Here is a 15,393-nt window from a genome sequence, read left to right on the forward strand (position 1 = left end):
CGCCGGCACCCAGGGTGCCGGCGCTACCGATTTTCAATGCGGGTGCGAGTTGGCAGGTTGCTGCCGCATCCGCCGTTTTTCCGTGCCGAGGCTTTCGGCACGCCGACCCGAAAGGAGTGACACCATGCTGGTGATGCGCCCCGCGCAAATGGCTGATCTGAACGACGTGCAGCGCATGGCTGCCGACAGCCCCATTGGTGTCACCTCGCTGCCGGACGATGCCGCCCGTCTGGGCGACAAGATTGCCGCATCCGAGACATCCTTCGCCGCCGAGGTCAGTTTCAACGGCGAGGAGACCTACTTCTTCGTGCTCGAGGACAGTGTGACCGGCAAGCTGGCCGGCTGCTCGGCCATCGTCGCCTCGGCCGGCTACTCCGAGCCGTTCTACAGTTTTCGCAACGAAACGTTCGTGCATGCCTCGCGTGAACTGAAGATCCACAACAAGATCCATGTGCTCTCGTTGTGCCACGACCTCACCGGCAACAGCCTGCTGACCAGCTTCTATGTGTTGCCGGAGCTGGTGAGCAGCGGCTGGGCCGAGCTCAACTCCCGTGGACGGCTGCTGTTCATGGCTTCGCACCCGGAGCGTTTCGCAGATTCGGTGGTCACCGAGATCGTCGGCTACAGCGACGAGCAGGGCGAATCGCCGTTCTGGGACGCCATCGGCCGCAACTTCTTCGACCTCAACTACGCCGATGCCGAACGCTTGTGTGGGGTGAAAAGCCGCACCTTCCTCGCCGAGCTGATGCCGCATTACCCGATCTATGTGCCTCTGCTGCCGGATGCAGCCCAGGAGGCCATGGGGCAGGTCCATCCTCGTGCGCAGATCACCTTCGACATCCTCATGCGCGATGGCTTCGAGACCGAACACTATATCGACATCTTCGACGGCGGGCCGACCCTGCATGCGCGGACCTCGGGCATTCGTTCGATCGCCCAGAGCCGCCTCGCGCCGGTCAAGATCGAAGACGTGCCGGTCAAGGGCGGACGACCGTACCTGGTGTGCAACGGTTTGCTGCAGGACTACCGCGCAGTGTTGCTGGAGCTCGACTGGGTGCCGGGCAAGCCGGTCAGCCTCGACAGCGCAGCGGCTGAGGCTCTGGGTGTGGGCGAAGGCGCCAGCGTGCGCCTGGTTGCGGTCTGAGGCCAGTCGGCATTCTGCGATAGAGAGTTTTTGCGCAGGCCCAAGCCCGCGCACAAGGAGATAGCATGATCGTTCGTCCTGTACGCAGCAGCGATTTACCCGCGCTGATCGAATTGGCACGCAGCACCGGCACCACCGGGTTGACCACGTTGCCGGCCAATGAAGAGCGCCTCGGGCATCGGGTCGGCTGGGCGGAGAAGAGCTTTCGAGGCGAAGCCGAGCGCGGCGATACCGACTACCTGTTCGTGCTGGAGAACGACGAGGGCCTGGTGGTCGGCATCAGTGCCATCGCCGGCGCCGTGGGTCTGCGCGAGCCTTGGTACAACTACCGGGTCGGCCTCACCGTCAGCGCTTCCCAGGAGCTGAACATCTATCGTGAAATCCCCACGCTGTTCCTGGCCAACGACCTGACCGGCAACTCGGAGCTGTGCTCGTTGTTCCTGCGCAGTGACCACCGCAGTGGTCTCAATGGTCGCTTGCTGTCCCGTGCACGCATGCTGTTCATCGCCGAGTTTCCGGAGTTGTTCGGTAACAAGATCATCGCCGAGATGCGTGGCATGTCCGATGAGCATGGGCGCTCGCCGTTCTGGGAGAGCCTGGGCAGGCACTTCTTCAAGATGGAGTTCAGCCAGGCCGACTACCTGACCGGGGTGGGCAACAAATCGTTCATCGCCGAGCTGATGCCCAAGTTCCCGCTGTACACCTGCTTCCTGTCCGACGCCGCGCGCAGCGTGATCGGCCGCGTGCACAGCGACACCGAGCCGGCGCTGGCGATGCTCAAGCAGGAGGGCTTCAGCTACCAGGGCTATGTCGACATCTTCGATGCCGGCCCCGCCATCGAGTGCGAGACCGCCAAGGTTCGCGCGGTGCGTGACAGCCAGACGCTGGTGTTGGCCGTGGGTACGCCGGGCGACGATGCCACGCCTTACATCATCCACAACCGCAAGCGCGACGACTGTCGCATTACCGCAGCCCCGGCACGCCTGGCTGCCGGCACCCTGGTGGTCGATCCGGCGACCGCCAAGCGCCTGCGCATGGGCGCTGGCGACAACGTGCGAGCCGTGCCGCTTTCGGCGAGCCGGGAGGGTCAGTAAATGTCTACCCATTACATCGCAGGTCAATGGCAGGTCGGGCAGGGCGCCCCCTTGCAGTCATTCAACCCGGTCAGCCAGGCACTGGTCTGGCAGGGGCAGGGCGCTGACGCAGCCCAGGTCGAGTCTGCCGTGAAGGCTGCGCGCCAGGCATTTCCGGGCTGGGCGCAACTGAGCCTGGAGGCACGTATCGCCGTACTTGAGGCCTTCGCCGAACAACTCAAGGTGCATGCCGAAGCGTTGGCCCACTGCATTGGCGAGGAGACCGGCAAGCCACTGTGGGAAGCTGCGACCGAAGTCACCAGCATGGCCAACAAGGTGGCGATCTCGGTGCAGAGCTACCGTGAGCGTACGGGTGAGAAGAGCGGTCCGCTGGGCGATGCCAGCGCCGTGTTGCGGCACAAGCCGCACGGTGTGGTGGCAGTGTTCGGCCCCTACAACTTCCCAGGGCACCTGCCCAACGGGCACATCGTTCCGGCATTGTTGGCCGGCAACTGCGTAGTGTTCAAGCCCAGCGAGCTGACGCCCAAGGTCGCTGAACTGACCGTCAACTGCTGGGTCGCCGCCGGGTTGCCGGCCGGCGTGCTCAACCTGGTGCAAGGCGCCCGTGAGACTGGCATGGCCCTGGCTGCCAATCCGGGTATCGATGGTCTGTTCTTCACCGGTTCCAGCCGTACCGGTAACCTGCTGCACCAGCAGTTCGCGGGGCGCCCGGACAAGATCCTGGCGCTGGAACTGGGCGGTAACAATCCATTGCTGGTCGATCAGGTCAAGGACGTGGACGCGGCGGTATACACCATCATTCAGTCGGCCTTCATTTCTGCTGGCCAGCGCTGCACCTGCGCGCGCCGCCTGTTGGTGCCGCAGGGTGACTGGGGCGATGCGCTGCTGGCCCGGTTGGTCGAAGTAAGCCGCAGCATTACCGTGGGCGCCTTCGATCAGCAGCCGGCGCCGTTCATGGGGTCGGTGATCTCTCTGGACGCCGCCCGGGCATTGCTCGCCGCTCAGGCCGAGCTGTTGGGCAAGGGCGCAGTGGGGCTGCTGGAAATGACCCAGCCATATGCCGATGCCGCCTTGCTGACACCGGGCATCGTCGACGTCAGTGGCGTCGCCGAGCGGCCTGACGAGGAATTTTTCGGGCCCTTGCTGCAGGTGATTCGCTACAGCGACTTCGACGCTGCCATCGATGAGGCCAACAACACCCAATACGGACTGGCCGCCGGGCTGTTATCCGATTCGCGTGCTCGTTACCAGTACTTCTGGTTGCGCAGCCGCGCCGGCATCGTCAATTGGAACAAGCAGCTGACCGGTGCCGCCAGCACCGCACCGTTCGGCGGTGTGGGCGCCAGTGGCAACCACCGCGCCAGCGCCTATTACGCTGCGGACTACTGCGCCTACCCTGTGGCTTCGCTGGAGACGGCCTGCCTTGCCCTGCCGGCGACCCTGACGCCGGGTATCACCCTATAACAACAGGCTGCGGAGCCTAGTCGATGAAATCCTACGAAGTGAATTTTGATGGCCTGGTGGGGCCTACCCACAATTACGGCGGCTTGTCCTACGGCAACGTGGCTTCGCAGAGCAACAGCCAGCAGGCCTCCAACCCCCGAGAGGCGGCGCGTCAGGGTTTGGCCAAGATGAAGGCCCTGGTCGATCTGGGCTTCAAGCAGGGGGTGATAGCGCCGCAGGAACGCCCCGACGTGGCCGCGCTGCGCCGCCTTGGCTTTTCCGGCAGTGACGGCGAAGTGATTCAGCGTGCCGCCCGTGAGGCCATGCCTCTGCTGGTCGCTAGCTGTTCGGCGTCGAGCATGTGGGTGGCCAACGCCGCGACCGTCAGTCCCAGTGCCGACACGGCGGACGGGCGCGTGCATTTCACCGCTGCCAATCTCAACTGCAAGTTCCATCGCAGCATCGAGCACCCCACTACCAGCCGTGTGCTGGCGGCGATGTTCGCCGATGAACAGCACTTCGCTCACCATCCGGCATTGCCAGCGGTGGCGCAATTCGGCGACGAGGGTGCGGCCAACCACACGCGTTTCTGTCGCGACTACGGTGAAGCGGGCGTCGAGTTCTTCGTCTATGGGCGCAGCGCCTTCGACAGCCGCTATCCGGCTCCGCAGAAATACCCGGCGCGCCAGACCCTCGAGGCCTCTCAGGCCGTGGCCAGACTGCACGGCCTGAGCGAAGACGGGGTGGTCTACGCTCAACAGAACCCGGCCGTGATCGACCAGGGCGTGTTTCACAATGACGTGATCGCGGTGGGTAATCGCGAAGTGTTGTTCTATCACGAGGACGCGTTCCTCGACAGCGAGGCGATGCTTGGCCAACTGCAGGCTAAACTGGCCAGCAAGGGTGGTCGTTTCCAGGCCATCCAGGTGCCTCGTGCGTCGGTAGCGGTGGAGGATGCGGTGCGCTCCTACCTGTTCAACAGCCAGTTGCTCAGCCGCGACGATGGCTCGATGTTGCTGGTGGTCCCGGAGGAATGTCGGCACAACGAACGGGTCTGGACCTACCTCGAGCAGTTGACCCGCCAGGGTGGCCCGGTGGGCGAGGTCAAAGTCTTCGACCTCAAGCAGAGCATGCAGAACGGCGGTGGCCCTGCTTGCCTGCGGTTACGGGTAGCCTTGAAGGAAAGCGAGCTGGCGGCGGTCAATCCAGGCGTTATCATGACCGCTCCACTGTACGAGACGCTCGTGCAGTGGGTCGACAAGCACTACCGCGACCGCCTCGGCGAAGCGGACCTTGCCGACCCGCAATTGCTGATCGAGTGCCGTACGGCACTGGATGAGCTGACCCAGATTCTGCAGTTGGGTTCGGTCTATCCGTTCCAACGCCAACCTTGAAGAGAGTGAATGTAATGTCCGATGCCCTGCGCCTGATCCTCGAAGACCACGATGGTACCCAGCTGGAAACCTCCTGCACCCGGTTCGCCGTGGTGTGGCAAGGCAAGGAAGTGTGGATCCAGCAGGATGGTCGCGGCCAGCTGCTGATCGGTGTGGATGTCGAGGAAGGCGACAGCGAATACGCCAACCTTTTGCTGCGTCCGATGGCCACCAACCTGGTCAGCCTGCAGCTGGAGATGGAACCGGCCGAAGTCGGCGAAGACGACGATCACGTCCACGGTCCGGATTGCGGCCACCACCACTAAGGAAGCGCCTATGCTCGCCCTTGGCAAACTGCTTGAGCTGACCCTCACCGATCACGAACCGGCCGAGAAGACCCAAGTGACACCCAAGGGCGTGCGTTTGCGCTGGCTAGGCGAGGGCGCGCTCGAAGTTCGCCCGGCCGAAGCCGAGGATTGCGGCCTGGACCTGCTGCTGTCTGCCGGCATCCACGGCAACGAAACCGCGCCGATCGAGTTGCTCGAGCGGCTGTTGCATGGCGTTGCCAATGGCAAGATCAAACCGCGTGCGCGGGTGTTGTTCCTGTTCGGCAACCCGGCAGCGATTCGCAAGGGAGAGCGTTTCATCGAACAGGACATCAACCGCCTGTTCAATGGTCGGCACGAGCTGTCCAGTGGCTTCGAGGCCTTGCGCGCCGCCGAGTTGGAGCAGTTCGCCCGGGTGTTCTTCAGTAAACCTGAGCGCACCCGGTTGCACTATGACCTGCACACGGCCATTCGCGGGTCGAAGATCGAGCAATTCGCCTTGTATCCCTATAAGGAAGGTCGCAAGCATTCCCGCCGCGAGCTGGCCCGCCTGGCCGCTGCAGGCATGGAGGCGGTGCTGCTGCAGAGCAAGTCGTCCATCACCTTCAGTGCCTTCACCTACGAGCAACTCGACGCCGAAGCCTTCACGCTGGAGCTGGGCAAGGCACGTCCGTTCGGGCAGAACGAACAGGTCAACCTGGACAGGCTCGAAGAGCGGCTGATCCATATCATCGAGGGCACCGAGCCCGAGACTGCCGACTCCCTGGATGGCCTGAAGCTGTTCAGCGTCGCTCGGGAGATCATCAAGCACAGCGATAGCTTCCACCTGCACCTGCCAGCGGATATCGAGAACTTCTCCGAGTTGAGCAAAGGCTATCTGTTGGCCGAGGATCTGGCGGAAATGCGCTGGGTGGTCGAGGAGGAGGGGGCACGGATCATCTTTCCCAACCCCAAGGTCAAGAATGGCTTGCGTGCGGGCATTCTGATCGTGCCGGATTCGGGGCAGCGCCTGGGGTGAGGGTGGTGTCGCGCTAGCAAGGCGGGGTAATTTCGGATCCGATCCCAGGTGAAAACCTTTTAATTCACCGCCTGTTCCATTTTCCCTTTCCTTGGGCGGTAATTGGCTTGCCAGTGGCGAAACGCAGGCGATAGCATCCGGTCATGTCGTTTTCGATTGCAACGCCCCGAAAAACCGTGCATTCGACGCTTTCTATCGCATAAACACACTGCACCGAGACTGCAGGACCGATATAATGCGGCCCTTTGCCGTCGTTTCGTCGACGCGTTTGCCCTCTGGGCCGCCGTTTCCGTGGAAGAACCTATGAAAAGCGCAGAAATCCGTGAAGCCTTCCTTCGCTTCTTCGAAGAGCAGGGACACACCCGAGTCGCCTCCAGCTCCCTGATTCCGGGCAATGACCCGACCCTGCTGTTTACCAACGCCGGCATGAACCAGTTCAAGGACTGCTTCCTCGGTCAGGAAAAGCGCGCCTACACCCGTGCGGTCAGCAGCCAGAAGTGCGTCCGCGCCGGCGGCAAGCATAACGACCTGGAAAACGTCGGCTACACGGCGCGCCACCATACCTTCTTCGAGATGCTGGGCAACTTCAGCTTCGGCGACTATTTCAAGCGCGATGCGATCACCTTCGCCTGGACGTTCCTGACCTCCGAAAAATGGCTGAACCTGCCCAAGGACAAGCTGTGGGTCACGGTCTACGCCAGCGACGACGAAGCCTACGACATCTGGACCAAGGAAGTCGGTGTCCCGGCCGAGCGCATGGTGCGCATCGGCGACAACAAAGGCGCCCCATACGCCTCCGACAACTTCTGGACCATGGGCGACACCGGCCCGTGCGGCCCCTGCACCGAAATCTTCTACGACCACGGTCCGGACATCTGGGGTGGCCCGCCCGGCTCGCCGGAGGAAGACGGCGATCGCTACATCGAGATCTGGAACAACGTCTTCATGCAGTTCAACCGCACCGCCGATGGCGTCCTGCACCCGCTGCCGGCGCCGTCGGTGGATACCGGCATGGGCCTGGAGCGCATCAGTGCGGTGATGCAGCACGTGCACTCGAACTACGAGATCGACCTGTTCCAGAACCTGCTGGCCGCCGCCGCCAAGGCCATCGGTTGCAGCAACGATGAGCAGGCCTCGCTGAAAGTCGTCGCCGACCACATCCGCTCCTGCGGCTTCCTGATCGCCGACGGCGTACTGCCGTCCAACGAAGGCCGCGGTTACGTGCTGCGCCGCATCATTCGCCGGGCGTGCCGTCACGGCAACAAGCTGGGCGCCAAGGGCAGCTTCTTCTACCAGATCGTCGCGGCACTGGTGGCTGAAATGGGTGAAGCCTTCCCCGAGCTCAAGAGCCAGCAGGCGCATATCGAGCGCGTGCTCAAGGCCGAAGAAGAGCAGTTCGCCAAGACCCTGGAGCAGGGTCTGCGCATCCTCGAGCAGGACCTGGCCCAGCTCAAGGGCAACGTGGTGCCGGGCGATGTGGTGTTCAAGCTCTACGACACCTACGGCTTCCCTATGGACCTGACCGCCGACATCGCCCGTGAGCGCGAGCTGACCATCGACGAAGCCGGCTTCGAGCGCGAAATGGACGCCCAGCGCGAGCGCGCCCGTTCCGCCAGTGCCTTCGGCATGGACTACAACAGCCTGGTCAAGGTCGATACCGCCACTGAGTTCCTCGGCTACGAAGCTACCGAAGGGCAGGGCAAGGTCATCGCCCTGTACAAAGACGGCCAAGCGGTCGACCAGTTGGGCGAAGGCGAGGAGGGCGTCGTGGTCCTCGATCGCACCCCATTCTACGCCGAGTCCGGCGGCCAGGTCGGCGACAGCGGTTTCCTGCAGGCCGGTGCCGTACGCTTCGACGTACGCGACACGACCAAGACCGGCGGTGCTTTCCTGCATCACGGCGTGGTCGCCAGTGGCGCGCTGCTGATCGGTGCGCCGGTCGAGGCCAAGGTCGATGCCGACGTCCAGCACGCCACCTCGCTGAACCACTCCGCCACCCACCTGCTGCATGAAGCGCTGCGCCAGGTCCTGGGCGAGCACGTGCAACAGAAGGGCTCGCTGGTCGACAGCCAGCGCCTGCGTTTCGACTTCAGCCACTTCGAGGCAGTGACCCCCGCGCAGATCAAGGCGCTGGAAGAAATCGTCAACCGGGAAGTGCGCAAGAACACGCCGGTCGAAACCGAGCTGACCGATATCGAGACCGCCAAGGCCAAGGGCGCCATGGCCCTGTTCGGCGAGAAGTACGGCGACACCGTACGTGTACTGAGCATGGGCGGTGACTTCTCCGTCGAGCTGTGCGGCGGTATCCACGCCAAGCGCACCGGCGATATCAGCCTGTTCAAGATCATCAGCGAAGGCGGCGTGGCCTCGGGCGTGCGTCGTATCGAAGCGGTGACTGGCGCGGCTGCGCTGGCCTACCTGAACGCTGCCGAAGAGCAGGTCAAGGAAGCCGCGCAACTGGTCAAGGGCAACCGTGACAACCTGATCGACAAGCTGTCGGCTGTGCTCGAGCGCAACCGCCAGCTGGAAAAGCAGCTGGAACAGCTGCAGGCCAAGGCCGCCAGCGCCGCCGGGGACGATCTCTCCAACGCGGCCGTTGAGGTCAAGGGTGCCAAGGTACTTGCCGCTCGCCTGGATGGGCAGGATGGCAAGGCCCTGCTGGCCCTGGTCGATCAGCTGAAGAACAAGCTCGGCCACGCAGTGATCCTGCTGGGCAGTGAGCATGAGGGCAAGGTCGTGCTGGTGGCCGGCGTGACCAAGGACCTCTCCAGTCAACTCAAGGCTGGCGACCTGATGAAACAAGCCGCTGCGGCGGTGGGTGGCAAGGGCGGTGGCCGTCCGGACATGGCCCAGGGTGGTGGCGTCGACGTCGCTGCGCTGGACAATGCCCTGGCGCTGGCCGTGCCATTCGCAGAGCAGGGACTTTGAGATGAAGGGGTCGGCGGTCTAGTCGCCGGCCCCTTCATGTTGGATGGTTTTTTTGGGGCCCTGTATGGGCTGAGGCACCATTGAAATGGCGTTGATCGTACAGAAATTTGGCGGCACCTCTGTCGGTTCCATCGAGCGGATCGAGCAGGTAGCCGAAAAGGTCAAGAAACACCGTGAAGCGGGCGACGACCTGGTGGTTGTGCTGTCGGCCATGAGCGGTGAAACCAATCGCCTGATCGACCTGGCCAAGCAGATTACCGATCAGCCGGTTCCTCGCGAGCTGGACGTGATCGTCTCGACCGGTGAGCAGGTCACCATTGCCCTGCTGGCGATGGCCCTGATGAAGCGTGGCGTGCCTGCGGTGTCGTACACCGGTAACCAGGTGCGCATCCTCACCGACAGCGCCCACAACAAGGCGCGTATCCTGCAGATCGACGACCAGAAGATCCGCGCCGATCTCAAGGCCGGTCGCGTGGTCGTGGTGGCCGGATTCCAGGGTGTCGACGAGCACGGCAACATCACCACCTTGGGCCGTGGCGGCTCCGACACCACCGGCGTGGCCCTGGCGGCGGCGCTCAAGGCCGATGAGTGCCAGATCTACACCGACGTCGATGGCGTCTACACCACCGATCCGCGCGTCGTGCCGCAGGCGCGCCGCCTGGAGAAGATCACCTTCGAAGAAATGCTGGAAATGGCCAGCCTGGGCTCCAAGGTGCTGCAGATCCGTTCGGTCGAGTTCGCCGGCAAGTACAACGTTCCGCTGCGCGTGCTGCACAGCTTCAAGGAGGGTCCGGGTACCCTCATTACCATTGATGAAGAGGAATCCATGGAACAGCCGATCATTTCCGGTATCGCCTTCAACCGTGATGAGGCCAAGCTGACCATTCGTGGCGTGCCGGATACCCCGGGCGTTGCTTTCAAGATCCTCGGTCCGATCAGCGCGTCGAACATCGAAGTGGACATGATCGTGCAGAACGTCTCGCACGATAACACCACCGACTTCACCTTCACCGTACACCGCAACGAGTACGAGAAGGCCTACGCCGTGCTGGAAAATACCGCCCGCGAGATCGGTGCGCGTGAGGTGAGCGGTGATACCAAGATCGCCAAGGTCTCGATCGTCGGCGTCGGCATGCGCTCCCACGCGGGTGTTGCCAGCCGCATGTTCGAAGCGCTGGCCAAGGAGAGCATCAATATTCAGATGATCTCCACCTCCGAGATCAAGGTCTCGGTAGTGATCGAAGAGAAGTACCTGGAGCTGGCCGTGCGCGCCCTGCACACTGCTTTCGAACTCGACGCACCTGCCCGACAGAGCGAGTGAGTCGACGCCAGGAGGGCGCGGCTTAGCCGCGCCCTTCGCGTTTCTGGCTACTGCGTGGGCCCTGTCCTGCCTGCGTGATAGCCCTGGGGCCTGAGTCGTCGTCCACGACCAGGCCCTGTTACCAACAGACTGTGGTCCCTGAATGTTTTGCGTGAGGAGAAAGCTATGTTGATTCTGACTCGTCGGTGCGCCGAGAGCCTGATCATTGGGGACGGCGAGATCACCGTGACGGTGCTCGGCGTCAAAGGCAACCAGGTGCGTATCGGCGTCAGTGCGCCCAAGGAAGTGGCCGTTCACCGCGAGGAAATCTACCTGCGGATCAAGAAAGAGAAGGACGAAGAGCCAACCCTTTAATTTTTTTGAAGTTTTTTTAAAAAAAAGGGTTGCAAACGAGGGGAGCTGTGTTTAATATTCGCCTCGTGTTGCGGTGAGGTGGCCGAGTGGCCGAAGGCGCTCCCCTGCTAAGGGAGTATACCTCATAAGGGTATCGGGGGTTCGAATCCCCCCTTCACCGCCATTTTTCGTGTAGGGCGCTGTAAACGGTCAAGTTGACTAAGTCGTTGAAATTAAACGAAAAAGTGCTTGGCAAATCGATTCGGCGAACTATAATGCGCGGCAAGACACGGACTCATAGCTCAGCTGGATAGAGTACTCGGCTACGAACCGAGCGGTCGGAGGTTCGAATCCTCCTGAGTCCGCCACTTTTGAAGTGGCTTTGCTCGCAAGGCGCTTCAGCAACCAGTGGTAATCTGGTCTAAAACTACCAACCACGGACTCATAGCTCAGCTGGATAGAGTACTCGGCTACGAACCGAGCGGTCGGAGGTTCGAATCCTCCTGAGTCCGCCACTTTTGAAGTGGCTTTGCTCGCAAGGCGCTTCAGCAACCAGTGGTAATCTGGTCTAAAACTACCACCACGGACTCATAGCTCAGCTGGATAGAGTACTCGGCTACGAACCGAGCGGTCGGAGGTTCGAATCCTCCTGAGTCCGCCACACCATCAAGAAGCCCGCTCATATGAGCGGGCTTTTTGTTTTTCCGTTTCGCTGAATTGTCATCGATCTGCAACTAAGCTCCTACAGTAATCGACAATCGTTGCACTGTTGGCTTAATGCGTTGTCACATCTTTATCGCGCAAACGATTGTTCTGGCCAAAATTTTAAGCGATCTGACAGCTTAGGCAGTGTATGATTGCGCCCGTCAGCCCCGCCGGGGCTTGTGGAAAACCACCATGGACTTACCCAGTAGTTACTCCCTAATACGTTTCATACAGCTTGATCTGACAGATTGATTCTCCCGGCGTGCTCCGCTGCTGGGAGTGGAGTTCGCCTATGACCGAAGTAGAAGTAAAGAAAGGCCAAGACAGCCTGCAGGATCGCCTGGCTCAGGTGGTCGAGTTGCTGCAGCGCCAGCGCGTGGTGGAAGACCTCACGCATCGCCAGGAAGGCCAGCATCAGGACCTGGTCGAGAACCTCGTCCACCGCCAGAACCTCGTTGAGCTGCAGCGCAAGCTCGATGACCTGCACCCCGCCGACATCGCTTATATCCTCGAAGCCTTGCCCCTGGAAGACCGCCTGACGGTCTGGCAGTTGGTGCGCTCGGATCGCGACGGCGACATTCTCCTCGAAGTGTCCGATGCCGTTCGCCAGTCGCTGATCGCCGATATGGACGATCACGAACTGCTCGCCGCGGCCAAGGAAATGGACGCCGACGAACTGGCCGACCTGGCGCCGGAATTGCCGCGCGATGTCGTCCATGAGCTGATGGAAAGTCTCGATGCCCAGCAGCGTGAGCGCGTGCGCTCGGCGCTGAGCTATGACGAGGAGCAGGTCGGTGCGCTGATGGACTTCGAGATGGTGACCATCCGCGAGGATGTCAGTCTCGAAGTGGTACTGCGTTACCTGCGCCGCTTGAAAGAGCTGCCGAACCACACCGACAAACTTTTCGTGGTCGACTACGAGGGCATACTGAAGGGCGTCCTGCCGATCAAGCGACTTTTGGTGAACGATCCGGAGAAGAAGGTGGCAGAGGTCATGGCCACCGACCCCGTGTCGTTCCATCCGGATGAAGACGCCTACGACGCCGCACAGGCTTTCGAGCGTTACGACCTGGTATCCGCGCCGGTGGTGGACAAGAGCGACCGCCTGATCGGTCGTCTGACCATCGATGAAATGGTCGACCTGATCCGTGAGGAGAGCGAAAGCGAAGTGTTGAACATGGCCGGTCTGCGCGAGGAAGAAGACATCTTCGCCTCCGTCTGGCGATCGCTGCGCAACCGCTGGGCCTGGCTGGCCATCAACCTCATCACGGCTTTCGTCGCTTCGCGAGTGATCGGTTTGTTCGAAGGCTCGATCGAGAAGCTGGTGGCCCTGGCGGCACTGATGCCGATCGTGGCGGGTATCGGTGGCAACTCCGGCAACCAGACCATCACCATGATCGTGCGCGCTATGGCGCTTGACCAGGTTTCGCCTGGCAACACCAGCCGTTTGATGCGCAAGGAACTGGCAGTTTCGCTGCTCAATGGCCTGATCTGGGGGGGAGTGATCGGTGCCGTGGCGTTCTGGTTGTATGGCAGCTGGTCGCTGGGCCTGGTGATGACCGCAGCGATGACCTTGAACCTGCTGCTGGCCGCGTTGATGGGGGTGTTGATCCCAATGACCTTGACACGGCTGGGGCGTGATCCGGCGATGGGGTCGAGCGTGATGATCACTGCGGTGACCGACAGCGGCGGCTTCTTCATCTTCCTTGGTCTGGCGACGCTGTTCCTGCTGTGATCCGCGGCAGAGGGCGCGCATAGCGCCCTTTGGCGACAGGCATAAAAAAGGTTCTTCACGGAATATTGGGAAAGAGTGGCTGTGTTTGGTTTAGCGGCAGATTGGTGAGAGCCACCAGGTGCTTGTCTTGGGAGTTGAGGTGGTGCGTGAATCGAGCGCCGCCCGCGCGGCGCTCGATCTCACAGGCGCCAAATACCTTACGGCATTAAAAAAGCCAGCTTGCGCTGGCTTTTTGTTTGCTGGCTGAAAACCTCAGGAGGCGTCTGCGGCCATTTCCACATCGTGCGCGATGAGGGCGACCAGGGCATTCTGCTGGCGGTGGGAGAGTTGGCGGAAGCGCTGCAGCAACTCGCGTTCATGCAAGGACAGCTCTGGGCTGTCCAGGCGCATGCTCAGCTCGTCGCCCAACGCACCTTCCTGGATGAGGCTCTGTTCCAGGCGCGCGATGATCTCGGAGTTCATGCTGCGGTGATGGTTGCGCGCTACCTCGGCAATGCGCTCACGCATTCCGTCTGGCAGGCGGACGACGAACTTGTCAGCAGTGCGGCTCGAATAAATAGCCTGTTTCATTGGGCGCATATAAATTGACCGGATATCTGGTTCAGGGGGAAGCGGTTCTCAAATTGGCCGCACGGGATGGAAGTACGACCGTGACGACGACAAAATGTTCAACCGATATGAAAAATAGGCGCTTCATTTTGCCATTTTTGCCGTTTCATTGGCGTCAATTCTGTGACTAATAGTGATCTCGGTGGAGGCTTTTTGCCAGTACCAATTATCAGAAATGCGTACTGGTTTGAAAACTTTTACTTAGTTTTATACTGAACGGCGCGCCATACCGTCAGCCGATTGCCGTCAAAACCGGGTAAAACGCAGCAAAGGGTCCGGAAAATCCCTAAAATGCGCTCCTTCACCTCCTTAGAGCATAGTGGCTATGCAACATGACGCAAGCGATAGCTGTTTTCATTCAGCACGCCTGATTTTCCTGATGGGGCCTTCCGGTTCGGGCAAGGATTCTTTGATGGACGCCGCCCGGCCAAGGTTGATCGACGCCGGTGTGAAAATCGCTCGTCGAGTCATCACGCGTTCCGCCGAAGCCAAGGGCGAAGCTGCTCAGGGCGTGACCTACGAGGAATTCGAGGCGATGCTGGCGGCCGGCGCGTTCGCTATGCATTGGCGGGCCAATGGCCTGGATTACGGGATACCGGTACAGGTGGATCGATGGCTTGAACAAGGGCATCCGGTGCTGGTGAATGGTTCGCGCGCCTACCTCACCCAAGCGCGGCAGCGCTATCCACACTTGCTGGCAATTCGTCTCGAGGTACGACCAGAGATCTTGCATCAGCGCCTGCTCGCCCGTGGGCGCGAAACCCCGGCTCAGGTGGCGCAGCGTTTAGCGCGTGGGGCCTCGCTGCAGGGCGCAGTGGATGCTGATGTGTATCGGTTGGATAACTCCGATTCGCTGGAGATGGCAGTCGAGGCGCTGATGGATTTGCTGCGCAGGGAAGAGGTGATACCGACCTGAGGTCGCAGCGATGAGCGAGATGATTCTTGGGGGGCGATCTGGCTGCGAAGAGGCCGGTGTTGCCAGCGGAAAAATCGCTTGCCGTTCATCGAGGCATGACAAACGGCATCGCGCTGGTTAAGATGCTCGCCGTCCTCTCGCTCGGTTTCACATGCCGACAAAATGTCTCAGTAGCTCAATTGGATAGAGCATCCCCCTCCTAAGGGGAAGGTTGCAGGTTCAAATCCTGCCTGGGACGCCACGCTTCTTCTTTCAGCCTCCGCCTCCCTGCACGCGCACGTAGCCAATGACTACGATCATCGCGGCACAGAATACCCACTGCAATCCACTCAGTCCGGCAATTCGGTAGATGGCCTGCAAGGGCTTGCTCCAGCAGTACTCGGAATGCTGTGGGGCCAGTCCAGTCGGCTGCAGCACGCCGATGACTGCTGATCGAAGACGCCGACGC

The 15,393-nt window shown here is 61.3% G+C and carries 13 protein-coding genes and 5 tRNA genes; 16 read left to right on the forward strand and 2 right to left on the reverse strand.

The annotated features are described in order from the left end of the window. Positions 1–124: 124 nt before the first annotated feature. The 14 genes from aruF (at position 125) to mgtE (ending at position 13,420) form a co-directional block, all read left to right on the forward strand. On the forward strand, positions 125–1,144 hold the full coding sequence (gene aruF, locus E2H86_RS12675; protein WP_133328242.1) for an arginine/ornithine succinyltransferase subunit alpha: 1,020 nt from the start codon (positions 125–127) through the stop codon (positions 1,142–1,144). A gap of 65 nt (positions 1,145–1,209) precedes the next feature. Further along, complete coding sequence (gene astA, locus E2H86_RS12680; RefSeq protein WP_133328244.1) at positions 1,210–2,238, forward strand: arginine N-succinyltransferase; 1,029 nt, start codon at positions 1,210–1,212, stop codon at positions 2,236–2,238. Continuing rightward, on the forward strand, positions 2,239–3,702 hold the full coding sequence (astD, locus tag E2H86_RS12685) for a succinylglutamate-semialdehyde dehydrogenase (protein WP_133328246.1): 1,464 nt from the start codon (positions 2,239–2,241) through the stop codon (positions 3,700–3,702). It abuts the gene before it with no gap. A 23-nt stretch (positions 3,703–3,725) separates the two neighbouring features. Continuing rightward, a complete protein-coding gene (gene astB / locus E2H86_RS12690; RefSeq protein WP_133328248.1) occupies positions 3,726–5,075 on the forward strand; it encodes an N-succinylarginine dihydrolase in 1,350 nt (449 codons plus the stop codon). 14 nt (positions 5,076–5,089) lie between these two features. Further along, positions 5,090–5,380, forward strand: coding sequence for a topoisomerase II (locus tag E2H86_RS12695; RefSeq protein ID WP_133328250.1), 291 nt, complete (start codon positions 5,090–5,092; stop codon positions 5,378–5,380). A gap of 10 nt (positions 5,381–5,390) precedes the next feature. Then, complete coding sequence (astE, locus tag E2H86_RS12700; RefSeq protein WP_133328252.1) at positions 5,391–6,398, forward strand: succinylglutamate desuccinylase; 1,008 nt, start codon at positions 5,391–5,393, stop codon at positions 6,396–6,398. 303 nt (positions 6,399–6,701) lie between these two features. After that, positions 6,702–9,326, forward strand: a complete 2,625-nt coding sequence (alaS, locus tag E2H86_RS12705) for an alanine--tRNA ligase (protein WP_133328254.1) — start codon at positions 6,702–6,704, stop codon at positions 9,324–9,326. An 85-nt stretch (positions 9,327–9,411) separates the two neighbouring features. Further along, the gene (locus E2H86_RS12710) at positions 9,412–10,647 is read left to right on the forward strand and encodes an aspartate kinase (RefSeq protein ID WP_133328256.1); all 1,236 of its coding nucleotides are present in this window, start codon (positions 9,412–9,414) and stop codon (positions 10,645–10,647) included. Positions 10,648–10,812: 165 nt separating this feature from the next. Continuing rightward, entirely contained in the window at positions 10,813–11,001 is a 189-nt protein-coding gene (csrA, locus tag E2H86_RS12715) for a carbon storage regulator CsrA (RefSeq protein ID WP_043209419.1), read from the forward strand. A 72-nt stretch (positions 11,002–11,073) separates the two neighbouring features. Next, positions 11,074–11,164: transfer RNA gene (locus E2H86_RS12720), tRNA-Ser, on the forward strand. Between the two features lie 107 nt (positions 11,165–11,271). Further along, positions 11,272–11,348, forward strand: a tRNA-Arg gene (locus E2H86_RS12725). 70 nt (positions 11,349–11,418) lie between these two features. Further along, positions 11,419–11,495: transfer RNA gene (locus E2H86_RS12730), tRNA-Arg, on the forward strand. A 69-nt stretch (positions 11,496–11,564) separates the two neighbouring features. After that, positions 11,565–11,641: transfer RNA gene (locus tag E2H86_RS12735), tRNA-Arg, on the forward strand. 336 nt (positions 11,642–11,977) lie between these two features. Beyond that, complete coding sequence (gene mgtE / locus E2H86_RS12740) at positions 11,978–13,420, forward strand: magnesium transporter (protein WP_133328258.1); 1,443 nt, start codon at positions 11,978–11,980, stop codon at positions 13,418–13,420. Positions 13,421–13,672: 252 nt separating this feature from the next. On the opposite strand, the gene E2H86_RS12745 is transcribed toward mgtE, so the two are convergent. Continuing rightward, on the reverse strand, positions 13,673–13,999 hold the full coding sequence (locus E2H86_RS12745) for an Arc family DNA-binding protein (protein WP_003254499.1): 327 nt from the start codon (positions 13,997–13,999) through the stop codon (positions 13,673–13,675). A 355-nt stretch (positions 14,000–14,354) separates the two neighbouring features. Between E2H86_RS12745 and phnN the strand changes: the two genes are divergently transcribed. Both phnN and E2H86_RS12755 read left to right on the forward strand, forming a co-directional pair. Continuing rightward, positions 14,355–14,945 carry a phosphonate metabolism protein/1,5-bisphosphokinase (PRPP-forming) PhnN gene (phnN, locus tag E2H86_RS12750; RefSeq protein ID WP_133328260.1) on the forward strand — a complete coding sequence of 197 codons (591 nt, stop codon included), beginning with the start codon at positions 14,355–14,357 and terminating at the stop codon, positions 14,943–14,945. Positions 14,946–15,109: 164 nt separating this feature from the next. Continuing rightward, positions 15,110–15,186, forward strand: a tRNA-Arg gene (locus E2H86_RS12755). 11 nt (positions 15,187–15,197) lie between these two features. Here E2H86_RS12755 and E2H86_RS25970 read toward each other — a convergent pair. Continuing rightward, positions 15,198–15,362, reverse strand: coding sequence for a hypothetical protein (locus E2H86_RS25970; protein WP_165976062.1), 165 nt, complete (start codon positions 15,360–15,362; stop codon positions 15,198–15,200). Positions 15,363–15,393 lie beyond the last annotated feature (31 nt).

It is taken from the genome of Pseudomonas putida (genome assembly GCF_004357765.1).
Classification (GTDB): Bacteria; Pseudomonadota; Gammaproteobacteria; order Pseudomonadales; family Pseudomonadaceae; genus Aquipseudomonas; species Aquipseudomonas putida_U.